This is a genomic window from Rhizobium sp. 01T437 (assembly GCF_056398505.1).
Genome location: NZ_JBFTPM010000010.1, coordinates 1 through 16,239, shown reverse-complemented (window position 1 = coordinate 16,239; position 16,239 = coordinate 1). Strand labels below are relative to the sequence as shown.

Sequence of the window (16,239 nt, the reverse complement as noted above, 5' to 3'; positions counted from 1 at the left end):
TCGCCTGATGCGATGCGTAGCGGATCACGGAGGATACAATGATCGCTTATCGCTTTTGTGCTGCCGCTACATTCCTTGCCTTCGCCGCATCCAATGCATTTGGCCAAGTCGCTTTGCCGCGAAACCCTATAATACCAGAGGGATACGTCACCGTTCAGACAAGCATCTCGCTGTCACTGCCATTCGATCAGAACGCTCAGGTAGATGAGCAAATTCAAAGTGCCCAGAGGGCGCTGTACAACATTGCGTCAAAGAACTGTTCAGTTGCTTTGGAGACGATTGCGGACGATTGCAAAATAACCGGGATGACCAACAACGTCGATATGCAACGCGGCAATAACCGTGATGCTTTCATTTCAGTGCGTGGTCAGGTCAACATGGCGATCAAGCTCAAACCCTCGACGCAAGGTTCGAAATAGATCGCACACCGCGACGTCGAAGTCCTCGAATATCATCGGTAGATGACAGCTTCCATAATGTCCGAGACGGCTTCCCACAACTTCAATCGCTCCGACGTCGAAACCAGGCGGCCTTGTGAATGACGCGCAATGCTTGGTACCGAGCATGTTCCCAAGCGCCATTTGGAAAGAAAACCTCACTCATTGGCCAGCCACTAACTTAAATGTGGAATCGTTCTGATCATCTTCAGCAATACGCCTATAACGTCGGCTGTCGGGGTATTGCGCGTGCCAAAGATTTTTTCGAAGCGCGATGGCAACCATGCGCCAGGTGCGTATGAAATATGTGAAACGGCACCCGGCATGTGAGAGCCCAGCTATTTCTTTCTTCCGAACGGTAGCTTGGTGCTCGGTCTTCTATCTTGTGATATTTGATCCGTATCGTGAGATGAAGTCGGCAGGTACCGGCGTCGAAATAACCATATTAATCGACCAATGACGCTGCCGATGACGAAAGCAAATAGAATGGGCGGCAAGACGTAACTCACAGCAACAAGCATGCCGTATACCATCATCGCGCCCAAAGCGCCGACTATCGCGGCGAACTCGATCCACCCATTGTGCACCGAGGAGACGTCGGTTTGCGGCCAAACCGCCGCGATAGAGCACTTACTTGCCCAGAAGCAGTTGAGAAGCAGCCTCACTCCAAAAAAAGCAACCGCCAAAATAGCTGGAGCAATGACTAGCTCATTCCCACGGTTTCCCCGCGACCTATCGCGATATGCGATAAAAACAGAAATACAGAATGCGGCAAACGAGAGAGCCAACAGRGGCGTTACGAGAAATGGCGGCATCGAATAGTCAGAATACATTGGCTCGCTAGGTCCCCATCTTTAATCCCACCCTCGCTCCCACAGCTTAACGCAACGTCAAAGTAGCTTGAACATCCGCCCTTCGCGAATAAGGCGAGTGTGCCGTGTGCGCTTGGAGCCTGAACGCGCTCATGCCAAGAAATGGGTCGCCGCAAAATTTTTGGCGATTCTACATTTGCGTTAGTGGCTGGCACTCATTGGCGATCTACTCTGGCCAGCAGCAGACTGTCGGCAAACAGGGTTACGGCCGCACGATCCGATAGCACCCACTTCGAACCTGGAAAGGACGAATATAATCGCGCATGCGCGTCGAACGAATTCCAGTTGTTGGTCCGTGTCCGATATCCCGCCACCCACGTTACGAGCCCATCGAACTGCGTCGGGGTCCCGCCGCCCTGGATGCCTCGTTCCTTGACATTGGCGATGCATGCTTCTTCGGGCAGATCAATCCAAATCAACGCTGTCGCGCGGTTGAGGACCAGGTTCACCAACTGCCCGTAGACGCCTTCCATGATCCAACGGTCCGGGGCAGCTGCGGCCATGACCATCTCGTCTCTAACCGTCCTGTCACGGGCAGTCCCATAGCCGCCCGGCTCCCAGTGGATGTCGTCGAGGTGAATGATAGGATGGCGAAGCTGTTCACCGATGCGGCGGGCAAGCCACGTTTTACCGGAGCCACCGTTTCCCATGATGAGCACTCGCTCGAAGGCGGTTGATACGTTGGTAGAATCCATTGCGCCTTCCCGATAGTTCGACGATACCGATCTCGGTAATTTTAACGGGAATCTTTCGGATCATTCAAATCAAAATTGCCGAAAGAGCGTGCTTCGCACGGGCGTGTGCGCTCGGCTAGACGTTTCCGAGAGCTGCATTTACTGGCCAGTACCGCTGTTGGCGTCCGATGGGTCGAATGCATTGTGGAGGTTCCTGAAGGTCCATTCGAGGCAATCGACTGCCCAGCGTTCCATAGGCACATCAAGACTGCGTCGCCCTTGAGCAACGAGAATCCGTTGGCGAAGCATGATAAAATCGACAACACGCGACAAATCCACTTTGGCATCATAGGCCCTGCAGAACATGGTCAACCGGCGTCGTTGCAGATCGGGCTCGATATCGTCATCACCGAGATCGAGCCACATCCATGCCGCGTAGCCAAGATCGTGAAGCCGAGGTCCAGGTGATGCGCTGTCGAAGTCGATGATTGCCAGCGGCTGTCCCGAACCAAACACGAAATTGCAGGGGGACAGGTCGTTATGGCAAACCACTTCAAGTCCAGCCGCCCGCGCAGAGAGCGATGCAACAAGACCCTCCGTCGCATCGTGATATCGGCGTATCAACCGCGCGGCTCCGATCAGGACATCGTCGCCGTGCCAGGACAGGTCCCTTGGCACGTCACCGTCGATGTATGAGAAAACGTCGCGCCCGAATTCGTCACAACCCTTTGAGCGCGGGGCAGCGTCAAAACCCGAAGCCGCAAGGTGCTCCAGAAGTTTGTGGACGAATGGCGAGTTGAACGTCGGCGGACGTCGAACAGTATCGCCGACACGCACGACATCTTTGGTCACACGGCCACCGTTCAAGGGAATTTCGCTTTCCATCTGTCCCACTCGACCTCCACAGTATCGCCCGTCGTGGAGCGAGCACGTCAACGTTGACAGCTTTGCATACTTCCACCAAAGGGAGATACTTTGGTTTCCCGACAGGTGTCCCTATGTTGCCTTTGCACTCCCTTGGCGAGCGCATCGTCGTTCTCGGCCCTTCCAATGCGGGCAAATCAACGTTGGCAGTCGCCGTTTCCAAAAAGCTTGATCTCCCGGCCGYGCATCTGGATCAACTTCAACATCTTCCCCAGACAGATTGGAAGGCACGCCCTGAGGCGGAGTTCGCCGCTCTCCATGATGCGGCAATCCTTGGCGACCAATGGATTATGGAAGGGAACTACTCGCGCCTGATGCCGCAGCGATTAGCCCGTGCCACTGGCGCTATTCTTATAACCTCAAATCGCTGGCTACGCTTTTCCCGCTACCTGAAGCGCACTCTCATCAACTCGGACCGTGCGGGACATCTCGAAGGTGCCAAAGACAGCATCAAATGGGAGATGGTTCGCTGGATTCTTCTGAAAAACCGCAACAGTGGCGTCAAGTATGCGAGGGCTCTTCATGAGGCCGGTCTGCCGACTGTCGAATGCCATACGGCGGCTGCCCTCAAGAATCTCTACCGGGTTTGGGACTTACCTACCCGGCCATAGAAGATTGCGAAATCGCAATCGGGCCGCACCGGTCAGATAGTCCCCGCGTCATTGGCGACGTCGTCGAGTTTGATTTCTGGTCCTTGGCTTGCCCGCTCGAACAAAATCCGTACGTTCTTCAACCTGAGGTCAGCCTGCGCGTCCTCGCAATCCTCCACACCGGTCGGCCCCCCGAAACTCTGCAAGCATGCGCCAGAAGAACCCAAGGCTTCCGGCTGTCGTGAAGCCTGGCCCCACAAATCCGCGGTGTTATGGGGCCCACCGACCGCAACTTCGCGATGATCGGTTGCCGGCGTTTGTCACTCAGTCGGCCGGCAAGTCCTTCGTGTCTGCCAGTGGAAAAAATCCCGTGATACTCACTGACCGTCAGATTACGTCCTTGCCTGCCTCCGCTAATAACCATGTGCTGAAGGCATTGATCTTACGAAGGCGACGGCGGCGTTCTGGGTAAGCAAGCCAGTATCCCCAAACGGCTTTCGATGTTTCGGCCAGAGGCTGAACCAGCCGGCCCTCGGCCAACTCGCGGCGAAAGTAGCTGGGCGTGAGCAGGGCGACGCCGCGTCCGTCCACGGCGGCTGGGGCACTGAAGACCTGGGTGCCTAACGAGGGCGAAGACTGGCGCTCCAAAATGTCGAGCGGCAAGCCATGGGCGCACAGCCACTCTGTCCACAAGGCATTCTGGGGATCGAGCAGCGGTAGCTTGAGAATGTCGGCGGGCTCGCGGACGCCGCCAACAGTGGCGGCGAGCTGCGGCGAAAGCATGGGTGCATAGTATACGTCATGCACTTTGACCGTCACCAGACCCGGCCATTTACCATCGCCGGCGCGAACCGCGACGTCCATATCCTCCTGTGCGAAGTCTACCACGCGCTCTGTCGTTTCTATTCTCACGGTGATCTGCGGGTACGCCAGCTGGAAGCTGTCAAGCCGCGGCACCAACCAAAGCGCTGCAAAGCCGTTGGTCGTGCTGACGGTTAGAGTTTCCTGCTGAGCGTGCTCGAGGCCATCGAAAGTCTCGTTTAGAAGTTTGAAGGCCTCGCCGATATTGGGCGCTATGCGCTGCCCGGCCTCCGTCAAAACAACTCCGTGCGAATGGCGGACGAAAAGCTTTACGCGCAGACGGTCTTCGAGAAGCTTGATCTGGTAGCTCACTGCCGCCTGCGTCATCCCCAACTCCTCGGCGGCACGCGTAAAGCTCAGTTTGCGCGCAACAGCCTCAAAAGCGCGGATTGCAGCAAGTGGAGGTAAGACACGGGGCATAAAGACCACTTATATCAGGCGGCAACATCTTGTTGGAAGCGAGGATGCAGAAACTCTAGGGTCACGTGAACTTTTTGGCAAACGCCAGGATTGCATTCATGCTCTACCCAAGCCCAAAGCGCCCTTTTTATGCCTCGTTCAATACGCGGATGCGCGAAGGACTATGCGCACTCGTCGCGGCGCGCCGCCGCCGGCTTCTGGCATTCGCCATGTTGGATAGAAAAGGCCGTATAGGGCATAGGATTCTACTCTTCCCGCGATAGTCCGATTCAGCCATCTGGCGGCACTATGGCATCCACGTGGGTTGGGGGGATTAGGTATCGGGCGGCAACTACCTGCGCGGAAATTCAATGAGGGGAGCAAGCAAATGACAGTCGACGTCGTCCGAACGGGTGGATGCCTCTGTGGCAGGGTTAGGAATGAAGTTTGGGGCGAACCTTACGTGTCGGGCCTATGTCATTGCGCCACATGCCGAAAGCTGACGGGCTCCGCCTACTCAGCTACTGCGAACTGGCAGCAGCCCCAATTTCGTGTGACTGGCGAAGTGCAGACCTACGAGCGTCGCCGGTTTTCGCGCCTCTTCTGCCTGTTCGACGCGCCCGGCGTGAGCTTGCAGCTAACACCACGACAAATAATACCCGCATCAGACCGCGCAGGGACAAACCTTTTCGGCAAAATCACTTAGCGGCGTCGCAACGTCTGGACCGGCAGGCCAAACAACCGACGTAAATACACGACATTGATCGCCCCTCATTTCAAGCAGTCCGAAGCCCGTTCGTCAGTTTTCGAGACCAAAAGGTGTAAGCCTCGGCTGCCGTTAATGAGTAACGCTTTATTTTCGACTGGAAGGCGGAACACATCGGGAGCTATTCTGGTCGGCATCTCACCACTTCTGTCTACAAAATCCCACTTGTTCTCGGAATTCAGTGTGTAGATACCATCGTCGGCGGGCTTCACCAGTATATTTCCGACCGGGAATTCGATTGGTCGCGGATACTCATCGCGCGAAGGAAATGAGATCGACACCTTCCGTCCGTGTATCGCGACGATCTCTCCGACGTAGACCTCAATGCCATCGAAGCTCTCATAAGTGTGCGTCGCTTGATGGGCGGGAAGTTGTGCGGGGTCGCGCGGAGGCCAACGCACCGTGTAGTTGTCGTTGATGGTTGGCTGGATGAAGATTTCCTTGTCCGTGGTGACTCGCGCCGCTTGAATGCCGTTGAAGCTATCGTCGAAGACGATGATTTTCCCACTATCGTCCCGCAGGTAAGCGTGACCATCACCGGTAAACAACAGAAGGTTCAGTTCGGGAAGGTCAAATATTCGACCAGGTCCATCGGGTGCCACGCTCGCATCCCAGAACATGGGTTGGACTTCGCCTGACGATTTCAGGAGATACAGACCCGAATTATCCGAGATCACCGTTCCGCCGAACCTGGCGACGTAAACAGCCGAAAATGGGTGCACAAATGGCTTTCCGTCGGCCGCAAACAAACGCTGGAACTCCTTTTCACCTCGCTTTAGCTGGAAAACACCTAGCTTCCAACTCACGCCGATCACATCGCCATTCGACGCGTCAGATGCATATTCGTCACCGTAGTGATTGGGGAACGCGCCGCCAAACGGCACGAAAGTACGTGTTTCGTCGATGGTCCAGACACCCCCACGGTTTGAGGCAAATATGATCGGCCGATCCAGTCCGGGAACCGCCACGACCTTCGATGTCATCCGGAATGACTGGAATTTTTCCTTCGCTATTGGGAGACCGTTGTGTACCGGAACCAGACAGAGTGGAGAGGAGATGCCAGAGATGCCGCCTCCTAGGGGGACCGCTGGCGAACTTCCGGGCCTCATTGGCAAAGAGTTGGCGGACAAGATTATCGGATGTGTCCGTATTTCGAATTTGCTTCCGARCCTATCGGGAGGCCGGGCTGGAGACGAAGGCTCGTCCCCGCGGTTGGCGGAGGCGAACCATTGGTGGCCAACGTTCCTAGACGCCACGCCCGGCCAGACAAGAACGGCAATCAACGTGATCGCAAGAGCAAACCCGGCAAACGTAGGCCAGCGTCTCATGACAAGTCCTTGGTTCGAAAATCATGAATAGGCTACAAACGTTCCCGTGTAGAGAGAAATCTTGCTGGATCACACGCAGGTCGTCGCGAACCTTACCTATACAAGAGAGCCCTGAAGCCGGTCTCGCCCCTCGGGTTCATCACGCTTTCGGTAGACGACCGTCACGATCGTCGCGCAAAATGGCAACGAGCTTTGCAATACTGGTCATGCCGGTCGCGGCGATGATCCCGAGCTCGGCCATGTGAGCACGCATCGCATTCGCTGTCTGGCTTCGCTGACGCACGAGTAACTCACGGGTCTTCAAAACCATCCCGGCAGCTTGCTCCTCCGGTGACTCGAGGGCACGAAGCGCATTGTTGGACGCGTTACGGCCTCGCAGATCGCCTCCGCATCGGCTGCATCGGTCTTGCTGCGTTTGACGTAGGGCTTCACGTAGACCGGTGGCATCAACCGCACCGTATGACCGAATTCGCCGATCGCATTCGCCCAGTAGTGGGCAATCCCGCAAGCTTCCATACCCACAAGGCACGGTTCGATGTGACGAAAGAACTCCAACACCTGTGATCGCCGCAAGACACGTCGGACAGCGACGCGTCCGTCTTCAGTGATGGCGTGGATCTGAAAGACCGACTTGGCCAAATCCAGTCCGATTATGGTAATCTTCTCCATGGAACGGTTCCTTCTGTCTTGTGGCGATTGGCGTCACCACGATAGGCATCCTCGATGCCGGTGCGAAGGGCCGTTCCACACCATCAGTTTTGATGATGACTTTGCCTTATCCAGGACCGATGACGCGGGGCTGAGGATCGCCCGCCTCTCACAGGAGCGCCTTGCGCTAGAAGCAAACCTCGAGCGTGTTTCAATCTCTCAAATCGAGCGCAGGCAAATCAACCTGCGTATTGACTCTCTGGGTAAGATTGCCAGTGTTCTTGAATGCAAAGTGTTCGAACTCCTTGTGGAACCCGGCGAGGGCGAACAGCCGCAGGCAATCCTTCGACCAGGGCACCGAAACTACACTGCGGCAATCTCGAACAGGCGAAATGTTATCAAGCGGTATCGGCCGCCTTGAGGAGAATCGAACCCACTCGCCTTTAATTATTCACTAAATCATTGAAAACACGACGTCTGAGGCGTCGTCCAGTTGATGGGACTATTTGCCGCCGGCCGCAATCTCCGGTCCCAAAAGGCGAAAGATCTGAGCCTTGACCTTTTTATCTCACCTAAATCCCCAAGAGCACGAGCACGCAGTTGTGCCCCCATGGAAAGCGAACTGACGAGTTGGGCCAATTCTGGAAGCCGGGCAGACCGGAAGATAGTCTAAAATACCTGAATAACCATTCTCCGGTATCGGTAGAGATTTCCGCTGCCCGGCTGGTCCTGCAGCATGGACTGACGATCATTGTCCATGCTGTGAGGCGTTTAGCGTACGAAGAAGGTAACGCTGCCGTCGGCGGCCTGTTCGGCGTCAACGATATTGTCGACTTTTACATCATCCTGATTCAGCTTGCGAACAAGGTCCTTGTTTTCGCTGATCGAGACTCGGATCGCGCGCAACTGGTTCTCCGTGCGGCCCGGTGCGGAGAGGCCGCGGGTCTCATGTTCCGGATCGTTGTCCCAGTTTCCGACGTAACGAACATTGAAGTCGGAATTGAAGGAACGAAGGGTCTGGGCAATTTCGGGGGCTGTGTTCATCGCGATGCTTTCGGCACGGCTGACGCCGGCCAGAGCCAGAGATGCAAAGGCTGCAACAAAGGCAATCTTGAATCTGCTGTTCATCTTAATTCTCCTTTAGGGTTGATCTACCTCAATCATGGTCGGCAATCGATGGTGGGGGTGACCATCAACTACCGGCCGTCTTGGGCAGCGGTCAGACGATCGCCCGAAAATGGCAGTTCGAAAATCAGACGCCTGTTCAGGCTTGTTCAGACCTATGTCTAGGTGGATTTCCAACATTTGCCATGACTGTGACAAACTTGGGTTGCACGTGCCGAGCGACGATCAGCGAAAGCAACGAAGCCGATCTCATCATTCCCCATGCCGCACGGTTCCTCGTCGGCAGCGCCCATGGCCGCCTGCTGCAAGGGCACCTGTGCCACTGGTTACACGGAGCGATGCGACTGGAGGCCGGGTTCGTCACCCGATAATGGAGAATTTTCGCGAGCGTTGAGAATCAGTTTGCGAACGCCTTGCCTTGGAAGAATTTCGGCAATTCGAAATTATTCCATATCTTTCTCGCGATCAGTTGTGACCAAGATATGATCTATCCGCGGCTAGGAGAGGCCAACTTCACTGCACATATATTTCTTGCGGTTCACGACAGGCCGCTTTGCAAGGAATAAGACTATGGTTATGTTTCGTAAGATCATCTCGACGGGCCTTGTTACGCTAACACTGGCTGCCGCTTCTATTGCAGCAACCACACCTGCCCTCGCTCACGAAGGCGGTGGCCACGGCGGTGCCGGTTTCTCGGCTGCTGGCGGCCACTTCGGCGGCGGAAATTTCGCCGGGCGCGGCTTTGAAGGACATCAATTTGGCGGCCCAGGCCATTTTGACGGACAACGCGACGGTCGCTTCGCCTTCCATGATAGAAATCGTCTGTTCTTCGGCGATGATGACGACTACTATCCGGATTACTGCCAGCCGGAATGGCGCCTCAACCGGTACGGCCATCGCGTGCTGGTGGAAGTCTGCTCCTGATGAGGGTTGCATCGGCCCCTGCCGGCGAGCGGCACACGATCTTCGAAGCGCGGCTCGCGCATCTGCATGCCACATCGTCCCGCCGGCCTGCGATCACACTGACCTGCCAGGACGAGGAGGCCTCATCCTGTGCTCAATGGATTGCTGACCAGACCCAGCCGGAGCAGAGGATGCCAACAGGTCAAAGGTAATTTTGATTCCGGAGCATAATAAGCTGAACGATTTTCGTGTCGAAGATCGTGATATAAAAATTCAATACCAGTGGTGCCGGCAGTCCACGCTTGTCGAAATCACCATCGACCTCCACCGTCAGATTCGAATTGTTGTAACTGGTAACTTCGCGCGGGACAAAAAGTGTCAGATTCTCCGCGATGATGTCGCGCATCGCCCAGTCGACAATCTCTCGTTTTCCGGAATATTCGGACAGCTGGTCGTTGACCAGGGCGTCCTCTGCAAAACAGCAGACAAGCCCTTCCAAGCCCGCTGCGTTGACTGCCTTGACGAACGTCCGACCGGATAGGGAAGCGGCGGCGTCCGGCTTGGAAGAACCTCTAGGAGTCGGTTCAACCCACCGGCTGTGCCTCCGTCCGTTGACATGTTATGCTATTGAGAAGAAGTGCGAATCCGACGAAAGCGTCAGATGGTCTCCCAACACGAGCAGCGCCCTAGCCGTAAAAGATGCGGCCCAAATGTTGAGCCGGCAGGATTTTGAACTGGAACAAGCGAAACGGACAGACCGCATCTGCCCGGCGATGGAAATGATATCAGCTTGGCGTTTGTCTCCCGACGGGAACGCGCTCGACAGCGCGATCGGTTTCGGGCTGCGTTAGTTCCTCCAGGCGCCTTGCCTTCGGTTCGATGCCGAAAACAGCCACGACGATGATCTGAAGCGCCAGTAGGCCGATCATCATGACGAGCACACCTGATATTCCATGCGACTGGAAAAGCGAGACGACGATGAAGGGCGTTACGATGGTGGCCCCTCGCCCCAGGGTCTGGCATATCCCGGAAGCGCGCAGGCGCACCTCTGTCGGAAACAGCTCGGGGATATAGATGCCGAAGAGCAGTGCGACCAGAATATAGATCGGCACGGTCAGCGCAAAACCGATGACCGGCAGCCAGACGGGGTCGGATACTTGCGGGTAGATGATGCCGAAGACGATCGCGAGCAGGGATGCACCGATAATTGTCGGTTTGCGGCCCCATGCGTCCGAGGTAAGGGCACCGATGGCCGAGCCGACGGGAGCGCCCAGGCCCATGAGAAGAGCAAAGCCGAAGGATTTCGTCGTGCTAAGGCCCTGGCTGACGAAGAAGGTTGGAAGCCAGGTCACGAAGCCGTAAAGCAGTGTGTTCACCACTACCAGCGTAACGCATCCGACGATCATGCGCGACAGCATCGGCTGCCGGAAGAGCGCCGACATCTCGACGCGCGGCAGCACCGCCGCCGGGCTTGGAGGCGGCAGCGGCCGGCCCCCTGAAATCTCGGCCTCGATCTTGGAAATGAGCTCTTCTGCTTCAGCCGTCCTGCCGACCGATTCCAGCCATCGCGGGGATTCCGGCAGCTTTTTACGCATGTACCAGATAGCGAGTGCGGCAACGCCGCCGATGACGAACATCGTTCGCCAGCCGAAGAGCGGAATGATCAGATAGCCCAGAAGCGAGGCGGCGGGCAGTCCTGTTACGACGAAGACCGCCATCAGGCCGAGCCAGCGTCCGCGCGTGCGCGACGGCACGAATTCCGTCATTGTCGAATAGCCGACGACATTTTCGGCACCCAATCCGACGCCGATCAGGAAGCGAAGGAAGATCAGCACCTCCATGTTCGGAGCAAATGCTGCGGCGATCGAGGCCAAGCCGAAGAGGAGCAGGTTGATCTGATAGGTGAAGCGTCGTCCATAGCGGTCTCCGAGGAAGCCGGTCGCAAATGCGCCAAGCATCATCCCGACAAAGGTTGCGGAAACGAAAAAGGCATTCTGGCCGAGCGTCGAAAATCCGCTTGCAAGCGTCGCTCCAAGCACGGTCGCGGCAACGTAGATGTCGAAGCCATCGAGGAACATACCGATCCCGATGAGCCACATGATGCGATAGTGGAACCTACCGGTGGGCAGCCGATCGAGGCGCCCACCTGCATTGACGATGGTCGACATTATCTCCTCCTGAGATCAATCCTGGGTCGCGAGGCGGAGAATTCCTCCGCTACCGCCTCGCGCTATCCGTCAGTTCAGACGGGTTTGCGTTGCGGTGGCGCTGTACCAGTCGAAGGGCTTGTCTACGGTTGCCACCATGACGCTCTTGACGTTGAAGTGGTCGTTGAAGCTTTCCAGCCCGAACTCACGGCCGATGCCGCTTTCACCGACACCGCCCCAGGGAGATGCCGGATCCAGGCGGTGATGGTCGTTGACCCAGACAATTCCAGCCTTCACGCTGGCGGCGACGCGGTGTGCGCGGGCAACATCGCGGGTGCGGATTGCAGCTCCGAGACCGAAGGGCGAATCATTGGCGAGGCGCAGCGCCTCCGCTTCATCCTTGAAGGGCGTAACGCTGGTGAATGGCCCGAATACCTCTTCCTGAAAGACGCGCATATCCGCCTTGACGTCGGCAAACACGGTCGGCTGGACGAAATAGCCGCCTTCAAATCCCGGTACGTTTGCGACGTCGCCGCCCGCGACCGCACGGGCTCCGGCTTCGCGGCCGAGCTGGGAATAAGTCAGGACGCGCTCGCGTTGTCTGGCCGAAATAACGGGGCCAAGCTGGGTCTCAGGATCGAACGGGTTTCCGATCCGGAGGGAGCGCGCCTTGGCGGCAAGTTTTTCGACAAAGGCATCGTAGATCGATTCCTGGACGAGATGCCGGCTGCCGCACACGCATGTCTGGCCCGCCCCGATGAAGGCGCTAAAGGCGGCATAGTTCACTGCCTGATCGACGTCGAAGTCGTCAAACACCATGACGGCCGTCTTGCCGCCGAGCTCCAGCGTCTGATGCGCGAACACTTTCGCTGCGGCGCTGCCTGCAATCCGGCCCGCTTCCGTGCCGCCGGTCAGCACGAGCTTGTTGATGTCGGGGTGCTCTGCCAGGAATCGGCCTGCTTCGGGGCCGTAGCCAAGGACGACGTTGAACACACCTTTCGGGAGGCCGGCCTCAACGAAGATCTCCGCAAGTTTCAAGGTGGTCAGCGGGGTATATTCCGACGGCTTAACGACAGTTGTGCAACCGGATGCCAAAACCGCGGCAAGGGACTTGCACATGATCATCAGCGGATGATTGAACGGCGTGCAGTTGGCGACGACGCCGATCGGCGTGCGCAGCGTGTAGTTGAGATAGGACCCTTCGACCGGAATGACATCATCGCGGCGGGCAATTGCAAGGCCAGCAAAGTAGCGGAAGAAATCCGGAAGCCGCGAGAGTTGCGCCCGCGTCTCATTGAGCGGCCTGCCGTTATTCAGCGTCTCCAGGCGGTACAGAGTCTCAAGGTTAGCCTCAAAAGCATCCGCCAGTCTGTTGACGAGGCGGGCGCGCGCGCGAATATCCATTCCACCCCATTCGCGGCCTTCGAAAGCCGCACGGGCACTCTTCATCGCACGATCGATATCGGCAGGTGTCGAGTTCGGGATGCGCGCGATCACCATCCCGGTCGCCGGGTTGCGGACATCGATGAACGTGCCGTTGCCAGCTTCGATTTCCTTGCCATCTACGAAATTACCGTGGGTCTCCACGGCAGGATCACGGGTCGTCTGGTTCATGGGTTTTCTCCAATCAAGACCTGACAGCGCTCCGCCCGAGGGCGGATAGGACGCGCTTCTGGCCATCAATCACATGGGCACTGATAAGTTTGCGCGCGGCGCGGACATCGCGCCGCTGCACGGCCTCGATGATATCGCCGTGTTCACCAACGAGCTTTTGCGGGTCTCGTCCCTTGATGGTGCTGACGGAAAGGCGGACCAGGCGGTCGGCCTGATCAAGAACATCCCTGATGGCGGCCTCCATTCGGCTATTGCCGGAGGCTGCGGCGAGCGCATCATGAAAGGCTCTGTTGTAATCGATAAAATCCTCTTCGGGCCCGATGGATCGAAAACGATCGAGGGCCGACAGTGTCTGATCGTCGGCGCTCTCGATCGCAGCGGCGACACATGCGGGCTCCAGCGCAAGGCGGAACTGGAAGAGATCCCGGACATCCTTCATCGAAATCGGATTGACCTGATAGCCTTGCCGCGGCTGCACGGTCACCAGGCGATCCTGCTGCAATCGCAGTAACGCTTCACGGATTGGCTGTCGGCTGACCTCATAACGGGCAGCGAGATCCTGTTCGCGGATCTCCTCGCCCGGCATCAAGCGGCAGGTCAAGATTTCGGTGCGAAGCGCGTCGTAGATATTTTCTCTGAGCAGCAAGTTCGTATCTCGCCTCTGGCATGATCGTATTTCGTGATATTTCACAAGACGAGTCTTACACCTGAGAAATAAGGATTTGCAATACACGAAGATGGGATTTATGAAATATCAAGACAGACGTATTTGTGGATTTGTGATGGACAAGAAAATGAACCTTTACGTGGCCGGTCGCGGACAGCCGCTGATCCTGCTTCATTCGTTGCTGTCCGACCGTGAAAGTTTCGATAGGATAATGCCCGCGCTCGCTGCGCATTATCGAGTGATCGTCCCCGATCTTCCAGGTTTTGGCGGATCGCCCGCGAGCTTGAAAGGTTTTGACGAAACCGCCGATCGTATCGCAAGCCTGATCGAAGCATTTGCGGCGAATGGGGAAGCTGCCCTGCTCGGAAATGGTTTCGGCGCATTCGTGGCGCTCCAGACTGCGATCAGGCATCCTGCGCTAATATCCCGCCTTGTTCTAATGGGCTGTGGGGCAAGATTTTCGGACGAAGGCAGGGAGGCGTTTCGAAAAATGGCGGCGGCCGCGTCAGCGGCCGGGCTTGCCGCGATTGCCGAAACCGCGATGAACAGATTGTTTGCCGCCGAATTTCAAGAGAGCCATCCTGATCTAATGCAGGATCGTCGCCAGGCGTTTCTCCGCACGAATGTGGGTGTTTTTTGCGAGGCCTGCGACACACTCGCTTCGCTTGATCTGTCGGCCAGCGTTTCGGCGGTGCGCTGCCCCACACTGGTCATTGTCGGAGATGAAGATCGGGCAACACCACCAGAGATGGCATATGATCTGGTCGGACGGCTTCGCGATGCCAGATTATCCATACTCAAGGACTGTGCGCATGTACCGCCACTGCAAGCGCCCGACGAGGTTATCGCCCTACTTGATCAATTTCTCGCAGCCCCTGTTTCTGCCCACCCAAAGACAATCTCACTCGAACGTTAGGAGGGGTGTCTTCGTGTCGCTGGCTGGGTTTTACAACGTTCGACTGTGAATTAGCGCCGAAGGTTGATCCATTACCGCATCTGCGTAAGGCTTTGATTTACAAATACGAAATGGAAATCGAACGGGGTCACGATCGGCGCCGATGATGACCCTACCCGGGTTGCGAATTTGCCTGCAAAGTTATGCACCTGTTGCCTTTTGGCTGGGGGCCAACCTTCGGCGCTCATTCACACTCGGTGACCCGATTCGAAATTTCCTGGACGGAAAATATAGCCAAGCATCGCAGGTCCGGACACATAGGCGGTACGCTCGCGCGCCGTTTCTCGAAGTTGGGCCACAAAGTCTTCATTGCTAACTCGTGCGGGCCGACATCGCTTACCGATCTTGTCGCAGAGACCGGAGCGACCGCCGCCTCCGTGCACGAGGCGGCGCGCAATGGAGAGATCGTGATCGTTGCAATACCGCAATGGAAGATCGCAGATCTGCCGAAAGATATCTTCGAAGAGGTCAGCCAGAATGTCGCTGTCGTGGATAAACCCGGCACTTACGGTCTTGCCTTCTAAAGCTTGCACCATCGCCGCATTTGCTCTACCTCCAAACCATCGAACCAGACCATTTGACGAGCGCAAGATGCCCCTTGTCGACGTCCGCACGCCCGATCCGAAACGCTTCATTCCCGGCGCCACCGGTGATTGGGAAGTGATTATCGGCATGGAGGTGCACGCCCAGGTTCTTTCCTATTCGAAACTCTTCTCCGGCGCCTCGACCGAATTCGGCAAGCCCGCCAATGCCAATGTATCGCTGGTCGACGCGGCGATGCCGGGCATGCTGCCAGTGATCAACGAGGRATGCGTCCGCAAGGCGGTGCGCACCGGACTAGGCCTGAAGGCCGCGATCAACAAGCGCTCGGTCTTCGAACGTAAGAATTATTTCTTTCCGGACCTACCGCAGGGCTATCAGATCTCCCAGTACAAGGATCCGATCGTCGGCGAGGGCAAGATCGTCATCTCGCTCGGCCCGGATCGCCAGGGCCAGTTCGAGGATATCGAGATCGGCATCGAACGCCTGCATCTGGAACAGGATGCCGGCAAGTCGATGCACGACCAGCATCCGACCATGTCCTATATCGACCTCAACCGTTCGGGCGTGGCGCTCATGGAAATCGTCTCCAAGCCGGATATGCGCACCTCCGATGAGGCCAAGGCCTACATGACGAAGTTGCGCTCCATCGTACGCTACCTCGGCACCTGCGACGGCAACATGGACGAAGGCTCCATGCGCGCCGACGTCAACGTCTCCGTGCGCCGTCCGGGCGAGCCCTTCGGCACGCGTTGCGAAATCAAGAACGTCAACTCCATCCGCTTCATC

The 16,239-nt window shown here is 56.9% G+C and carries 17 protein-coding genes and 2 pseudogenes; 9 read left to right on the top strand and 10 right to left on the bottom strand.

The features are described from left to right. The first annotated feature begins 38 nt into the window (after positions 1 to 38). Positions 39 to 419, top strand: a complete 381-nt coding sequence (locus tag AC1DM5_RS21145; RefSeq protein ID WP_477975537.1) for a hypothetical protein — start codon at positions 39 to 41, stop codon at positions 417 to 419. A 1,045-nt stretch (positions 420 to 1,464) separates the two neighbouring features. Here AC1DM5_RS21145 and AC1DM5_RS21140 read toward each other — a convergent pair. After that, the gene (locus tag AC1DM5_RS21140) at positions 1,465 to 2,004 is read right to left on the bottom strand and encodes a P-loop NTPase family protein (protein WP_477824177.1); all 540 of its coding nucleotides are present in this window, start codon (positions 2,002 to 2,004) and stop codon (positions 1,465 to 1,467) included. A gap of 138 nt (positions 2,005 to 2,142) precedes the next feature. Further along, positions 2,143 to 2,868, bottom strand: coding sequence for a phosphotransferase (locus tag AC1DM5_RS21135; protein ID WP_477824192.1), 726 nt, complete (start codon positions 2,866 to 2,868; stop codon positions 2,143 to 2,145). A 113-nt stretch (positions 2,869 to 2,981) separates the two neighbouring features. Between AC1DM5_RS21135 and AC1DM5_RS21130 the strand changes: the two genes are divergently transcribed. Together AC1DM5_RS21130 and AC1DM5_RS21125 are read left to right on the top strand one after the other, a co-directional pair. Next, the gene (locus tag AC1DM5_RS21130) at positions 2,982 to 3,518 is read left to right on the top strand and encodes a P-loop NTPase family protein (RefSeq protein ID WP_477975535.1); all 537 of its coding nucleotides are present in this window, start codon (positions 2,982 to 2,984) and stop codon (positions 3,516 to 3,518) included. A gap of 172 nt (positions 3,519 to 3,690) precedes the next feature. Continuing rightward, a pseudogene (locus AC1DM5_RS21125) lies at positions 3,691 to 3,762 on the top strand (L,D-transpeptidase); the annotation flags it as partial. Between the two features lie 122 nt (positions 3,763 to 3,884). Here AC1DM5_RS21125 and AC1DM5_RS21120 read toward each other — a convergent pair. Further along, a complete protein-coding gene (locus AC1DM5_RS21120) occupies positions 3,885 to 4,778 on the bottom strand; it encodes a LysR substrate-binding domain-containing protein (protein WP_477824179.1) in 894 nt (297 codons plus the stop codon). 367 nt (positions 4,779 to 5,145) lie between these two features. Between AC1DM5_RS21120 and AC1DM5_RS21115 the strand changes: the two genes are divergently transcribed. Beyond that, positions 5,146 to 5,463, top strand: a complete 318-nt coding sequence (locus AC1DM5_RS21115; protein ID WP_477824180.1) for a GFA family protein — start codon at positions 5,146 to 5,148, stop codon at positions 5,461 to 5,463. 65 nt (positions 5,464 to 5,528) lie between these two features. Here AC1DM5_RS21115 and AC1DM5_RS21110 read toward each other — a convergent pair whose 3' ends face one another. Further along, the gene (locus AC1DM5_RS21110; RefSeq protein ID WP_477824181.1) at positions 5,529 to 6,506 is read right to left on the bottom strand and encodes a hypothetical protein; all 978 of its coding nucleotides are present in this window, start codon (positions 6,504 to 6,506) and stop codon (positions 5,529 to 5,531) included. Between the two features lie 532 nt (positions 6,507 to 7,038). Next, positions 7,039 to 7,520: pseudogene (locus AC1DM5_RS21105) on the bottom strand (IS110 family RNA-guided transposase); the annotation flags it as partial. On the opposite strand from AC1DM5_RS21105, the gene AC1DM5_RS21100 reads away from it, so the two are divergent. Beyond that, a complete protein-coding gene (locus tag AC1DM5_RS21100; protein WP_477975533.1) occupies positions 7,504 to 7,920 on the top strand; it encodes a helix-turn-helix domain-containing protein in 417 nt (138 codons plus the stop codon). The pseudogene AC1DM5_RS21105 and the gene AC1DM5_RS21100 overlap by 17 nt on opposite strands. A gap of 350 nt (positions 7,921 to 8,270) precedes the next feature. Here the strand turns inward: AC1DM5_RS21100 and AC1DM5_RS21095 are convergent, their stop codons facing one another. Further along, entirely contained in the window at positions 8,271 to 8,627 is a 357-nt protein-coding gene (locus tag AC1DM5_RS21095) for a hypothetical protein (RefSeq protein ID WP_477824183.1), read from the bottom strand. A gap of 567 nt (positions 8,628 to 9,194) precedes the next feature. On the opposite strand from AC1DM5_RS21095, the gene AC1DM5_RS21090 reads away from it, so the two are divergent. Next, positions 9,195 to 9,548, top strand: coding sequence for a hypothetical protein (locus AC1DM5_RS21090; protein ID WP_477824184.1), 354 nt, complete (start codon positions 9,195 to 9,197; stop codon positions 9,546 to 9,548). 181 nt (positions 9,549 to 9,729) lie between these two features. Here AC1DM5_RS21090 and AC1DM5_RS21085 read toward each other — a convergent pair whose 3' ends face one another. The 4 genes from AC1DM5_RS21085 to AC1DM5_RS21070 all read right to left on the bottom strand — a co-directional run bounded on the left by AC1DM5_RS21085 (position 9,730) and on the right by AC1DM5_RS21070 (position 13,934). Next, on the bottom strand, positions 9,730 to 10,026 hold the full coding sequence (locus tag AC1DM5_RS21085; RefSeq protein WP_477824185.1) for a hypothetical protein: 297 nt from the start codon (positions 10,024 to 10,026) through the stop codon (positions 9,730 to 9,732). 286 nt (positions 10,027 to 10,312) lie between these two features. Then, positions 10,313 to 11,695 carry an MFS transporter gene (locus AC1DM5_RS21080; protein WP_477824186.1) on the bottom strand — a complete coding sequence of 461 codons (1,383 nt, stop codon included), beginning with the start codon at positions 11,693 to 11,695 and terminating at the stop codon, positions 10,313 to 10,315. Between the two features lie 69 nt (positions 11,696 to 11,764). After that, positions 11,765 to 13,288 carry an aldehyde dehydrogenase gene (locus AC1DM5_RS21075; RefSeq protein ID WP_477824187.1) on the bottom strand — a complete coding sequence of 508 codons (1,524 nt, stop codon included), beginning with the start codon at positions 13,286 to 13,288 and terminating at the stop codon, positions 11,765 to 11,767. Positions 13,289 to 13,301: 13 nt separating this feature from the next. Beyond that, positions 13,302 to 13,934 carry a GntR family transcriptional regulator gene (locus tag AC1DM5_RS21070; RefSeq protein ID WP_477824188.1) on the bottom strand — a complete coding sequence of 211 codons (633 nt, stop codon included), beginning with the start codon at positions 13,932 to 13,934 and terminating at the stop codon, positions 13,302 to 13,304. Between the two features lie 76 nt (positions 13,935 to 14,010). Here AC1DM5_RS21070 and AC1DM5_RS21065 point away from each other — a divergent pair, with 76 nt between their 5' ends. The 3 genes from AC1DM5_RS21065 to AC1DM5_RS21055 form a co-directional block, all read left to right on the top strand. After that, the gene (locus AC1DM5_RS21065; protein ID WP_477824189.1) at positions 14,011 to 14,871 is read left to right on the top strand and encodes an alpha/beta fold hydrolase; all 861 of its coding nucleotides are present in this window, start codon (positions 14,011 to 14,013) and stop codon (positions 14,869 to 14,871) included. A gap of 182 nt (positions 14,872 to 15,053) precedes the next feature. Beyond that, the gene (locus tag AC1DM5_RS21060; RefSeq protein WP_477824190.1) at positions 15,054 to 15,434 is read left to right on the top strand and encodes an NAD(P)-binding domain-containing protein; all 381 of its coding nucleotides are present in this window, start codon (positions 15,054 to 15,056) and stop codon (positions 15,432 to 15,434) included. A gap of 67 nt (positions 15,435 to 15,501) precedes the next feature. After that, on the top strand, positions 15,502 to 16,239 hold a 738-nt coding region (locus AC1DM5_RS21055; RefSeq protein ID WP_477975531.1), incomplete at its 3' end, for an Asp-tRNA(Asn)/Glu-tRNA(Gln) amidotransferase subunit GatB.

Bases quoted from the DNA above. Each gene is read 5' to 3' on its own strand.
- AC1DM5_RS21080 (WP_477824186.1), bottom strand. From the start codon at position 11,695: ATGTCGACCATCGTCAATGCAGGTGGGCGCCTCGATCGGCTGCCCACC.
- AC1DM5_RS21120 (WP_477824179.1), bottom strand. From the start codon at position 4,778: ATGCCCCGTGTCTTACCTCCACTTGCTGCAATCCGCGCTTTTGAGGCT.
- AC1DM5_RS21075 (WP_477824187.1), bottom strand. From the start codon at position 13,288: ATGAACCAGACGACCCGTGATCCTGCCGTGGAGACCCACGGTAATTTC.
- AC1DM5_RS21100 (WP_477975533.1), top strand. From the start codon at position 7,504: ATGGTAATCTTCTCCATGGAACGGTTCCTTCTGTCTTGTGGCGATTGG.
- AC1DM5_RS21135 (WP_477824192.1), bottom strand. From the start codon at position 2,868: ATGGAAAGCGAAATTCCCTTGAACGGTGGCCGTGTGACCAAAGATGTC.
- AC1DM5_RS21095 (WP_477824183.1), bottom strand. From the start codon at position 8,627: ATGAACAGCAGATTCAAGATTGCCTTTGTTGCAGCCTTTGCATCTCTG.
- AC1DM5_RS21060 (WP_477824190.1), top strand. From the start codon at position 15,054: ATGCACCTGTTGCCTTTTGGCTGGGGGCCAACCTTCGGCGCTCATTCA.
- AC1DM5_RS21110 (WP_477824181.1), bottom strand. From the start codon at position 6,506: ATGACATCGAAGGTCGTGGCGGTTCCCGGACTGGATCGGCCGATCATA.
- AC1DM5_RS21115 (WP_477824180.1), top strand. From the start codon at position 5,146: ATGACAGTCGACGTCGTCCGAACGGGTGGATGCCTCTGTGGCAGGGTT.
- AC1DM5_RS21140 (WP_477824177.1), bottom strand. From the start codon at position 2,004: ATGGATTCTACCAACGTATCAACCGCCTTCGAGCGAGTGCTCATCATG.
- AC1DM5_RS21090 (WP_477824184.1), top strand. From the start codon at position 9,195: ATGGTTATGTTTCGTAAGATCATCTCGACGGGCCTTGTTACGCTAACA.
- AC1DM5_RS21145 (WP_477975537.1), top strand. From the start codon at position 39: ATGATCGCTTATCGCTTTTGTGCTGCCGCTACATTCCTTGCCTTCGCC.